General features: G+C 71.2%; 7 protein-coding genes. 6 read left to right on the top strand and 1 reads right to left on the bottom strand.

What is annotated here, in order from left to right; translation table 11 throughout:
• Positions 1 to 87 precede the first annotated feature (87 nt).
• From glnE to PV762_RS20095, 4 genes are all read left to right on the top strand, one after another.
• A complete protein-coding gene (gene glnE, locus PV762_RS20110; RefSeq protein ID WP_421036773.1) occupies positions 88 to 2853 on the top strand; it encodes a bifunctional [glutamate--ammonia ligase]-adenylyl-L-tyrosine phosphorylase/[glutamate--ammonia-ligase] adenylyltransferase in 2766 nt (921 codons plus the stop codon).
• A 19-nt stretch (positions 2854 to 2872) separates the two neighbouring features.
• Complete coding sequence (rrtA, locus tag PV762_RS20105; RefSeq protein ID WP_421036772.1) at positions 2873 to 3496, top strand: rhombosortase; 624 nt, start codon at positions 2873 to 2875, stop codon at positions 3494 to 3496.
• Between the two features lie 9 nt (positions 3497 to 3505).
• A complete protein-coding gene (locus PV762_RS20100) occupies positions 3506 to 4390 on the top strand; it encodes a DMT family transporter (protein ID WP_421036771.1) in 885 nt (294 codons plus the stop codon).
• A gap of 303 nt (positions 4391 to 4693) precedes the next feature.
• A complete protein-coding gene (locus PV762_RS20095; protein WP_421036770.1) occupies positions 4694 to 6391 on the top strand; it encodes a hypothetical protein in 1698 nt (565 codons plus the stop codon).
• Positions 6392 to 6412: 21 nt separating this feature from the next.
• Here PV762_RS20095 and PV762_RS20090 read toward each other — a convergent pair whose 3' ends face one another.
• Positions 6413 to 7015: a response regulator gene (locus tag PV762_RS20090; RefSeq protein ID WP_421036833.1), complete on the bottom strand. Its 603-nt coding sequence runs from the start codon at positions 7013 to 7015 to the stop codon at positions 6413 to 6415.
• Positions 7016 to 7253: 238 nt separating this feature from the next.
• Here PV762_RS20090 and PV762_RS20085 point away from each other — a divergent pair, with 238 nt between their 5' ends.
• Together PV762_RS20085 and PV762_RS20080 are read left to right on the top strand one after the other, a co-directional pair.
• A complete protein-coding gene (locus tag PV762_RS20085; RefSeq protein WP_421036769.1) occupies positions 7254 to 10301 on the top strand; it encodes an ATP-binding protein in 3048 nt (1015 codons plus the stop codon).
• A gap of 13 nt (positions 10302 to 10314) precedes the next feature.
• On the top strand, positions 10315 to 11136 hold the full coding sequence (locus PV762_RS20080; protein WP_421036768.1) for a class I SAM-dependent methyltransferase: 822 nt from the start codon (positions 10315 to 10317) through the stop codon (positions 11134 to 11136).
• The last annotated feature ends 3 nt before the right edge of the window (positions 11137 to 11139 follow it).

The following is an 11139-nucleotide window of genomic DNA, read 5'->3' as shown; positions in this document are numbered from 1 at the left end:
GCGGACGAAGACATGTAAGGGTGGACGGCGGTCGTCGAATCTAGCACAGCCATTCCGGCCATGAGCCAGCGAGAGCATTCTTTACCGATGGATTCAGTTGCCTCGGCAACCTCAGACACGACGGGCGTTCCGACGCCGGCCGCGTCCGCGGACCACAGCCGTTTCGTTCAGCGCATCCGCCGCCGTTACGCGGCTGAATTGTCGTTGCTGCCGCCCGGACTGCCGGACGACGTCACGATGCGCGCCGTCGTGGACCAGCTCCGGCAAGCCGGGCGCCCGCTGCCCGCCGCGCTGCGCGTGATGCGCCAGCTGGTGATGGAGCGGCTGGCCGTGCTCGACGTCGAGCAGGGCGCCCCGATGACCGACGTGACGCAGACGATGACGCACCTGGCGGAGGTGGCGCTGGACATCGGCGTGATCGCCTGCCGCGCCGAACTCGACGCCCAGTACGGCGCGCCGCGCGACGCCGGCGGCCAGGACATCGACTTCTGGGTCGTGGGCATGGGCAAGCTCGGCGGGCGCGAGCTCAACGTCTCGTCGGACATCGACCTGATCTATGTCTACGAGGAGGACGGCCAGACCGAGGGCGGCGCCGGCGGCCAGAAGATCTCCGCCCACGAATACTTCGCCCAGCTGTCGCGGCGCCTGTCGACGCTGATCGGCGACGTGACCGAGGACGGCCAGGTCTTCCGCGTCGACCTCGCGCTGCGGCCGAACGGCAACTCCGGGCCGCCCGCGGTGAGCATGGCGATGCTGGAGGAGTACTTCCTTGTGCAGGGCAGGGAGTGGGAACGCTTCGCCTGGCTGAAGAGCCGCATCGTCGCGCCACGCGAGAGCGTCAAGAGCGGACGCGCGATGCAGCTGCGCAGCCTGGTGACGCCCTTCGTCTACCGGCGATACCTGGATTACGGCGTTTTCGAGGGCCTGCGTCAGCTGCATCGCAAGATCCGCGACGAGGCCCAGCGCCGTGCCGCCGGCCGGCCGGAGCGGGCCAACGACGTCAAGTTGTCGCGCGGCGGCATCCGGGAGATCGAGTTCATCGTCCAGCTGCTGCAGGTGGTGCGCGGCGGACAGTTCCCGGAGATCCGCACCCGGTCGACGCTGAAGGCGCTGACGCGCCTGGCCGCACGCGGGTTGATGAAGCCCGAGACCGCGACGGCGCTGGCCAAGGGGTACGACTTCCTGCGCCGCGTCGAACACCGGATCCAGTACCTGGACGACCAGCAGACGCATTGCCTGCCCGCGGCCGATGAGGACATCGGCTGGATCGCGCGCAGCCTGAACCTGACCTGCAACAGCCACGCCTGTCCGCTGCTGGACTGGCTGATGGAGGTGCGGGAGCTGGTGGCGACCGAATTCGACGCGCTGCTGCATGACGGCGTCGCGCCGGGCGGCAAGGGCAACTGCAGGAACGGCATGTGCGGCGGTCCGCCGCTGCCGATCGACAGCGAGGAGTTCCTCGACAAGCTGCAGCCCGAGCTGGCGGCCAATGTGCGGCGCTGGGCTCAGCAGGCGCGGGTGCAGAACCTGCGCGAGGAATCGCGCCTGCGGCTGGCCAAGCTGGTCGGTCGCGCGGCGCTGGCGGTACGCCAGGGCGAATGCACGATGGACGCGGCCCAGCGCTTCGTGGACTGGATCGAGCCGCTGCTGCGCCGCGAGAGCTACCTCGCCCTGCTGGTCGAGCGGCCCGCCGTACAGGGCCGGCTGCTGAGCCTGCTGGGTCTGGCGCGCTGGCCGATGCGCTACCTGATGCAGCATCCCGGCGTGATCGACGAACTGGCCGACGCGCGGCTGCTGCACGAGCGCTTCGACGGTCCCGCCTTCATCCAGGACCTGCAGGCGCGTCACGACGCGTGGGCCGAACACGGCGAGGCGAGCGAGGACGCGCTGCTGGACAGCGTGCGCCGCGCGCATCACGCGGAGGTCTTCCGGACGCTGGTGCGGGACGTGGAAGGGCAGATCAGCGTCGAGCAGGTCGCCGACGAGCTGTCGCTGCTCGCCGACGCGACGCTGCAGTGCGTGCTCGCCTGGGCGTGGGACCGGCTGAAGCAGAAGCACCGTCCGACGCCGCGCCTGGCGGTGATCGCCTACGGCAAGCTGGGCGGCAAGGAGCTGGGCTACGGCAGCGACCTGGACCTGGTCTTCCTCTTCGACGATGAGGACGAGAACGCGGCCGAGATCTACGGCGCCTTCGTCCGCAAGCTGATCACGTGGCTGACGATCCGCACCGCGGCGGGGGAACTCTTCGACATCGACACGGCGCTGCGTCCCAACGGCAACTCGGGGCTGCTGGTGACCTCGCTGTCGTCGTTTGAAAACTACCAGGGCGGGCGCGGCAGCAACACGGCCTGGACCTGGGAACACCAGGCGATCACGCGAGCGCGATTCTGCGCCGGCGACGCGTCGCTGGCCGAGCGCTTCGAAGCCACGCGCCGCGCGGTGCTCACCGCGCCGCGCGATCCGGCGGCGCTGCGCGAAGAGGTCGTCGCGATGCGCGAGAAGCTGCGCGCCGCCCGCAACGTGCGCGCCGGCTTCTTCGACATGAAGCACAGCCCGGGGGGCATGGTCGACGCCGAGTTTGCGTTGCAGTACCTGATCCTGGCGCACTCCGACCAGCATCCGGAACTGCTGGCCAACGCCGGCAATATCGCGCTGCTGCAGCGCGCCGAGTCCTTCGGCCTGCTGCCGGCCGACGTGGGCCGCCAGGCGGCCGACGCGTACCGCGAACTGCGTCGCGTGCAGCATCGGGCACGCCTGAACGAGCAGACGACCTCGCTGGAGGGCGAGGCCGCCGAGGCGCTCGCGCCGCAGCGCGACGCGGTGCTCGCGCTCTGGCGGGCCGTCTTCGGCTGAGATCGCGGAGCGGAACCGGATGCCGGGACGCGCGTGGCTCCTCGTCGCGATGGCACTGGCCATCGGCTCGCTGGTGGCCTGGGTCCAGGCGCCGCCTGTGCAGACCGCGCTCGAATGGCGACCTGAGCTCGCCGGGCGCGAGCCCTGGCGCGCCATCAGCGCGGCGTGGCTGCACTGGAGCCCGCAGCACCTGATCGCGAACCTCGCCGGCTGCGCGGTGGTCGGCCTGCTCGGCGTGGCCGCGCGCTTGACGGCGCGCGATGCCGTGGCCTGGCTGCTCGCCTGGCCGCTGACGCAATTCGGCCTGTTGATCGAGCCTTCCCTTGAACGCTTCGGCGGCGCGTCCGGCGTGCTGCACGCGGGCGTGGCGGTGGCTGCGATCGGGATGATGCGGATGCGGGCCTCCCACGGGCGGGAGCGCGTGATCGGACTGCTCATCGGCATCGGGCTCATCGTGAAGGTGGCGGCGGAGCGGCCCTTGTCGGCGCCGGCCTTGCGCCACTGGGACGGCTGGAACATCGCGATCGCGCCGCTGGCGCACCTGACGGGACTGATCGCCGGTGTGGCGACGGCGCTGCTGTGTGCGGTGGCCGCGCGGGCCTGGACACGCCGCGCCAGTGGGCGCACCAGCCGCCGGGCATGATCCGACCCCATGCAACGCAAGCAGCATCTCGACAGCACGGCGGTGGTCATCCTTCTGGGCTGCTGCGTGCTGTGGGGCCTGAACCAGGTCGCGGCCAAGGCTGCGCTGACCGAGATCGGCCCGCTGTGGCAGGCCGCGCTGCGCTCCGGGCTCGCCGGCGCGCTGGTCTGGGTCTTCGCCGCGGCGCGCGGCATCGCGCTGTTCCGGCGTGACGGCAGCCTGCCGGGCGGCCTGCTCGCCGGCGTGCTGTTCGCGGCCGAGTTCGCCTGCATCTTCGTCGGCCTGCAGTACACGACGGCGTCGCGGATGGTGGTCTTCCTCTACCTGTCGCCGTTCGTTGTCGCGCTGGGCATGCCCTTGATCTCGCCGGCGGAGCGGCTGACGAAGCGGCAGGCCGTGGGGCTGCTGATCGCCTTCGGCGCGGTGGCGTTCGCGTTCGGCGAGGGGCTCCACGGCACCGGGCAGACGATGCAGTGGCTGGGCGATGCGCTCGGCGTGCTGGCCGCGCTGCTGTGGGGTGGCACGACGCTCGCGATCCGCGCGACCAGGCTGTCCTCCGCGAGCGCGGAGAAGACGCTGCTGTACCAGCTGGCGATCTCCGCGGCCGCGCTGGCGGCCGGCGCGGTCGCGACCGGGGAAGCACTCCCGCTCGCCTGGTCCTGGCGCCTGCTGGGGCTGTTCGGTTTCCAGGCCGTGATCGTGTCGTTCGCGAGCTACCTGCTGTGGTTCTGGCTGATCCGGCACTACCCGGCGACCAAGCTCTCGAGCTTCACGCTGAGCACACCGCTCTTCGGCCTCATCGCCGGCGCGCTGCTGCTCGGCGAGCCGATCACCCCGCGCCTGATGCTCGCCCTCGCGGGGTTGGCGGCGGGGATCGTGATGGTGAATCGCTGAGGCTGGTCAGGATGAGGTGAGGAAGTCAAGGACCGGGTTCCGAGGCCGCGGCGGCTCGTCAAAGTGCCGATTCCCTCCAAATGGGAATGCGGGGACGGTTGAAGTCACCCCTTCGATCCTCGAATGGGGGAAGGGGCTATCGCTTCGCATCACCGTTCGCCGATTCGCCTGCGCGAACGCCGTGACGCTCTCGCAGTCCGACAGTGACTGCCTTGCTGCCGGATGAGGTTCGGGCGCCCGCGTGGCGTTCGACGTTCACGTCGTGAGGTCGCCGGCAGACCTTGTCTGCCAAGGAGGGCGCCCATGTTGTCCAACGTCCAGAACCGCGCCGTCCCGTCGCCGATCGACACGACGCCCGGCGCGCCGCCGAACACGCCGGTGTCGACGCCGTCAGGCGGGCAGGGCGGCGGCGCGGCGACGCAGTTCCCGGGACTGGCGGCGCGTCCGAGCGGTCCTTCGTCCTCCGGTGCCGGTGCTCCGCCGCGCCGATCGAATTCCCTGCCGACGCTGCCTTCGCAACAGACCGCGATGACGGCGTTGCCGTCGGGCAATCCCACGCCGGCTCGCCCGACGCTGAGGCTGGACACCAACATCCCGCCTGCCCAGGCGCAGACAGTCTCGCCCAGTCAGGTGCCCTTGCCAGAGACGCCGGTCTCGCCCAGCAAGGTGCCGCTGCCGGCAACCCCGGTGTCGCCGAGCAAGGTGGCATTGCCGGAGACCCCGGTGTCCCCGAGCAAGATCGCGCTGCCCGACAGTCCCGTGTCGCCGAGCAAGGTGCCCCTGCCCGAGACGCCGGTCTCGCCCAGCAAGGTGGCACTCCCCGAGACACCGGTCTCGCCGAGCAAGGTCCCGTTGCCCGAGTCGCCGGTCTCCGACAGCAAGCCTCAAGTTCCGGAGAGTTCGGTCGCGGCGGGCAAACGTCCCGCGACTTCGCTCGGAGGGCCGGCGCTGCTTGCTCCGAAGCTGCCAACGAAGACGTCCTCCGGCCCGCCGCGACTGAATCTCGCATCGCCGCAGACGACAACGCCCGCACCCACTCCGACCGCGGCCGCAGCGGCAGCGACGGCGACGGCGACGACAACCGCCGCGGCCAGTACGTCGACCACGGCAGTGGCAACGACTGGCACCCCGCCCGCCAACGTCTCCGGCAAGCAGCTCACCGACGCCTTGCTGGCCACGCTCGGACAGCGCGCGACGACTTACGGCGGCGGCCACGCCATCGCCTGGGCGGTGCAGGCGATCACGCTGATGAGCGCCGGCGCGGCGGGCGCGTCCAAGGAGGCGCTCGGCGTGTCGTCCAACGTCCTCGGCGGACTGGCCGCGGCACTGGGCAAGGAGTTCATCGGCGAGCACATGAAGACCAGGCCCTCGCTGGGCGCGACGATCAAGCTTCCCAGCGCCACGACCCTGCAGACCGAAGGCCCGCGTGTCATGGCCGGCTTCAACGACATGTGGACGGCCATCGCCGGCGGCATGAGCGGCGTGGCGATCGCCAGCAAGCTCACCCCCGCGCTGACCGAGGGCTTCAAGGCCAAGGGCATGAGCGAGCCGATGGCCCAGGCGACGGCCATGATGGTCACGGCCGTGGCGCAACGCGCCGTGAGCGCCGGCTTCGATACCGTGTCCGACCTCACCAGCACGGTGATGAAGAGCAGGCTACCCGGTGCCACCGGCGGGACCGCCGTCAACGACAAGGTCGACTACGCGACGATGAAGGCCGGCATGGCCGCGCGGATGATGATCAACTGGGGCCTGACCTTGCCGGTGGGCATTCCCGTGGGCCTGGGCAAGGCGCTGACGGACGGCAACGCGTTCGCCAAGGCGGCGGCCTCCAGCGCGCCGGCCTGGGCCGGACTCAACTTCTGGATCAACGCGAAGATGAACATGGCGCCGATGTTCAAGAAGGACGAGCCGGCGGTCGTCACGCCGCAGCCGCCTATCGCCATGACTGCCATGACGGCAACGACGCCGATGCGCCCCGGGAACGACAACAACGTCTGAGCGCCGGCGCGGCGGGGCCGTTCAGAGCTCGATGATCCCGCGCTTCAGCGCGATCGTGACGGCGTGGGTGCGGTCCTTCGCGGACAGCTTGCCGAGGATGGTCCGCATGTGGACCTTCACCGTTTCCTCGGTCAGGGACAGGTGCTCCGCCACCTCCTTGTTGGCGTGGCCCAGGGCCACCAGTCGCAGCACCTGCGTCTCGCGCAGCGACAGCGCGCGGCTGCCGGCGTGCTGCGCGATGGCGGCCTCGATCGCCGGGGGCACCATCATCCTGCCGGCATGCACGCCGCGGATGGTGTCCAGCAGCTCGGTGCGCATCAGCCCCTTGAGCAGATAACCCACCGCCCCCGCCTTGATCGCGCGCGCCGCCTGGAAGTCGCCGGGGAAGGTCGTCAGGATCACGATGCGCGCCTGCGGGAACTCGCGCCGGATCGCGGTCATCGCCTCGATGCCGTCCATGTCGCGCATGCGCAGGTCCATCAGCGTCACGTCCGGCTGGTGCTGGCGGAAGCGCGACAGCGCCTCCAGGCCGGTGGCGGCCTCGGCCACCATGCGCATGTCGGGCTCGGCGTCGATGACCGTCGTGATGCCGCTGCGCATCAGCGCATGGTCGTCGACAGCCATCACGGTGATGGGGGAGGAAATCGGGGCGGAGTCGTTCACGCGCAAGCAGCGGTCAGGTCGGGCGCGCCGGATCGGCGGCGCGGAAAGGCGAAGCGTAGCGGCAGCCGCCGCTCCGGATCACGCCGCGACCCGATGTCCCTCCCTCGAAAGAGTTAGCCCGCGCGTGTCGCGCCGTCGCCTCGCCTCACCCCCGCGGATCGCCCGTTCCCGGCGCCGCTTCTGATAGTGTTCCGGCCCCATGAGCTTGTCCCGCGTGCTGTCCCTGTCCCTCCGCCGAGCGATCGGCGCGGCACTGCTGATCGCGACGCTGCTGTCGACCGCGGGACCGGTCCTGGCGCTGGACCGCTCGCTGGCCTTGAACCAGTTCCACCACCGCGCCTGGACGGCGGCGGACGGCGTGCCGACGGAAACCTGGAGCATGGCCCAGACGACCGACGGTCTGCTCTGGATGGGCGGACCGAACGGCTTGACGCGATTCGACGGCGTGCGCTTCGAGCGCTTCCTGCCGACGCGGCCGCATGCGTTCCCATCCGGTACCGTCGCGAAGGTGCTGGCGGCGTCCAACGGCGACCTGTGGGCGGCCTTCTTCCCGCGCGGCCTGGTGCGCATCCGCGGCGAGCAGGTCTGGCGGGTGCCGGCGTCCGAGGCGGTCGCGAGCGCGCGCATCCGGTTCATCGCCGAGGATGCCGACGGTGCGATCTGGGCGGGCGGAGCCACGGACCTCTTCCGCTTCGAGGGCGAGCGCTGGGAGCGCATCGGCGCGTCGTGGGGCCTGGAGGGGCGCGCGATCGACGGCCTCGTGGTGGACGGGCGCGGCACCGTCTGGCTCTGCGACAACGATCGCCTGCTCGGCCTGCCGCAGGGGGAGACGCGTTTCCGGACCGTGGGCGACTGCAAGGAGGCGACCAGCCTGCAGGTGCTGCGCGGCGAGGCCTGGCTGGTTTTCGCCGGCGAGATGCGCAAGGTGCCGGCGCTGTCGCGCCTGCCGATCGCGCGGGATCCGCGTCTGTCGACGCGCCGGGGATCGTCGACGGTGGTCGACCGGGACGGCAACCTGTGGACCGTGTTCTGTCCGGCGGGCCTGTGCCGTCGGCGGCTGCCCTGGCCGCTGGAAGGCGACCGCGTGCCGCTGACCGGCGAGTACGAGCGCTTCGCCGCGCCGGAAGGGCTGTCGGGCGACTTCGGGATGATGATCCTCGAGGACGCCGAAGGCAGTCTGTGGGTCGCGACCAAGACCGGCCTGGACCGTTTCCGGCGCGCGCCGCTCGTCGCGGCGCCGATGCCGCGGGCAACCAGCAATTTCGCCCTGGCGGCGGACCCGGGCGGCGGCGTGACGGTGGCCGCGTTCTCGCCGGTGGCATCGACGGTCTGGCGCCTGTCGGGCAACGCCGGCAACGCCGGCGAGGCCGAGCGGCTGCCGGCGCCGGGCGCGCAGGTCACCGCCGCCGGTCGCGACCGGCAGGGACGACTCTGGCTGGTCGGACCGGCCGGGCTCTGGCGCCAGGACGGCAGGCGCTGGCAGGAGATCCCCCGGCCGCCGGGTGTCGGCGAGCGCTGGATCGGCGGCATCGTGCCGTACGGCGACGGCGTGATGGTGTCGTTCCAGCGAGGCGGCGTGCAGACCTGGGACGACGGCCGCTGGTTGCCGTTCTCGCTGCCCGGCGAGCCGGCGCCGCTCGAGGCCTCGGTGGCCTGGTCGGGCGGAGACACCTACTGGTTCGGGCTCAAGGATGGCCAGGTGCTGCGCTGGGGCGACGGCAAGGTGCGCCGGTTCGGCCTGACGCAACCCGGGAACATCGGCGACGTGCTGCACGTCTACGCCGGACGCTCGCGCCCGCTGATCGCGGGCGAGCGCGGCGTGGCCATCCTGTGGGACGGCCGCTTCGTCCCCTTGATGGCGGACGTGCCCGAGGCGCTGGCCGGCGTGTCCGGGATCGCCGAGACGGCGACCGGCGATCTCTGGCTCAACGGGCGCAAGGGCGCGGTCCATGTGCGTCGGGACGCGCTGCGCGCCTACCTCGCCGATCCCTCGCAGCCGCTGAAGATGGAAGTGCTGGACGCGCTGGACGGGCATCCCGGCGGCGCGACCGCGTTCTGGCCGCAGCCGAGCGTGGTGGAGGGCGAAGACGGCCGACTGTGGTTCGCTGGCACGACCGGCGTGGCCTGGCTCGACCCGCAGCGCCTGCGCGGCACGCCGGTGGCGCCGGTGGTGCGGATCACCGGTCTGCGCGCGCACGGCGTCGAGTACACGCCGGGCGCGCCGGTGACGCTGCCGAAGAACACCGAGATGATGGAGTTGCGTTTCTCCGCCGCGAACCTCGCGATGCCCGAGCGGGTGAGCTTCCGCTACCGGCTGGACGGCATCGACACCCGCTGGCGCGAGGCGGGCGTGCGGCGGGAGACGGGCTACAACAGCCTGGGCCCGGGCAGCTACCGTTTCCACATCCTGGCGATCAACGGGGACGGCGTGGTCGCGGACGAGGAGGCCATCCAGGACATCGTCATCCCGGCCGCCTGGTACCAGACGGTGGTGTTTCAGCTGCTGTGCGTGGCCGCGGCGCTCGCGACGATCTGGGCCCTGCACCGGCTGCGGTTGAAGCAGGCCGCGCGGCGGGCCCGCGAGAAGATGCGCACCCGCATGGCCGAGCGCGACCGCATCGCCCGCGAGCTGCACGACACGCTGCTGCAGGGCGTGCAGGGATTGATCCTGAGATTCGAGGCGCACTCGGCGCAACTGCCGGCCGAGCATCCGGTGCGCGCCGCGATCGACGCGGACCTGGTGATGGCCGACGACGTGCTGGACGAAAGCCGCCGTCGGGTGATGTCGCTGCGGGGCTCCGCGCCGCTCGGCGCGAGCCTGCCGCGGGCGCTGGAGGACATCGCGTCGCAGCTGGCGCGGGACTACGACGGCGAGTTCCGGCTCGAGATCGTCGGCCAAGAGCGGCCACTGCGGGCGGAGGTCCGCGACGAGCTGCGCCTGATCTTCGGCGAGGCGCTGCTGAATGCCTTCCGGCATGCCCGGGCCGGCCGGATCACAATGACCTGGCGCTTCGGATGGTGGCGGCTGGGGATCGAATTGCGGGACGACGGCGCCGGCATGCCGGTGGATCTGGCGGCGACCGGCAGGCACGGGCACATGGGGCTCGCGTCGATGCGGGAACGGGCCCAGACGCTGGGCGCGTCGCTCCGGATCGAGAGCGCGCCGGAGAAGGGGACCACCGTCGCGCTGACGATGCGGGCCGCCAAGGCCTACTCGACCTGGCGTGCCCCGCCAGGACCCACTTGAAGAAGGACCTCTGATGAGCTCAAGACTGTTTGCCCTCGCGACCGCCGCGGCGCTCGTGTCCTCGCTGGCGGTGGCGCAGACGCCTGCCGTCGCGCCTGCCTCGCCTGCGTCGCCCCCCGCGATGCCAGTCGTCGCCGCCGCGCCCGGCATCGCCGCGGCGGTCGCCGACGCGACCCGACCGGCCAAGGACGTCCAGCAGGACGCCTCGCGTCGACCGGTGGATCTGGTGGCGTTCTCCAAGGTGAAGCCCGGCGACAAGGTCATCGACGCGGTGCCCGGTGGCGGCTACTGGACGCGGATCTTCTCGACGCTCGTGGGGACGACCGGCAGGGTCTACGCCTACGTGCCGTCCGAGTTCGCGGCGTTCAAGTCCAACCCGCTGGCGACGGCGCGGGCCATCGCGACGGAGCCGGGCCACGGCAATGTCGAGGCGACCTCCAGCCCGCTCGCGGAGCAGCCGCCGGCGCGCATCCACAACACGCTCGACGTGTTCTGGACCTTCGAGAACTATCACGACTTCCACGACAGCTTCATGAAGGGCGCGGACGTCGGCGCCTACAACAAGGCGGTGTTCGCCATGCTGAAGCCCGGCGGCTACTACCTCGTGGCCGATCACTCGGCCGTGGCGGGGTCAGGTCTGAAGCACACCGAGGACCTGCATCGCATCGACCGTGAGACGGTCAAGACGGAGGTGCTGAGAGCCGGCTTCGTGCTCGACGGCGAAACCGACGCGCTGGCCAATCCCGCCGACGACCGCACGCTGAAGGTCTTCGATCCGGCGATCCGCGGGAAGACGGATCGCTTCGTGCTGCGGTTCAGGAAGCCGGCGCAGTAAGCG

This window comes from Mitsuaria sp. CC2 (genome assembly GCF_048957715.1).
Classification (GTDB): Bacteria; Pseudomonadota; Gammaproteobacteria; order Burkholderiales; family Burkholderiaceae_C; genus Roseateles.
Note: the sequence above shows the minus strand (reverse complement) of the source record. Positions and strands in the feature narration are given on the sequence as shown.

Bases quoted from the DNA above. Each gene is read 5' to 3' on its own strand.
- PV762_RS20090 (WP_421036833.1), bottom strand. From the start codon at position 7,015: ATGGCTGTCGACGACCATGCGCTGATGCGCAGCGGCATCACGACGGTC.
- glnE (WP_421036773.1), top strand. From the start codon at position 88: ATGGATTCAGTTGCCTCGGCAACCTCAGACACGACGGGCGTTCCGACG.
- PV762_RS20080 (WP_421036768.1), top strand. From the start codon at position 10,315: ATGAGCTCAAGACTGTTTGCCCTCGCGACCGCCGCGGCGCTCGTGTCC.
- PV762_RS20085 (WP_421036769.1), top strand. From the start codon at position 7,254: ATGAGCTTGTCCCGCGTGCTGTCCCTGTCCCTCCGCCGAGCGATCGGC.
- rrtA (WP_421036772.1), top strand. From the start codon at position 2,873: ATGCCGGGACGCGCGTGGCTCCTCGTCGCGATGGCACTGGCCATCGGC.
- PV762_RS20095 (WP_421036770.1), top strand. From the start codon at position 4,694: ATGTTGTCCAACGTCCAGAACCGCGCCGTCCCGTCGCCGATCGACACG.
- PV762_RS20100 (WP_421036771.1), top strand. From the start codon at position 3,506: ATGCAACGCAAGCAGCATCTCGACAGCACGGCGGTGGTCATCCTTCTG.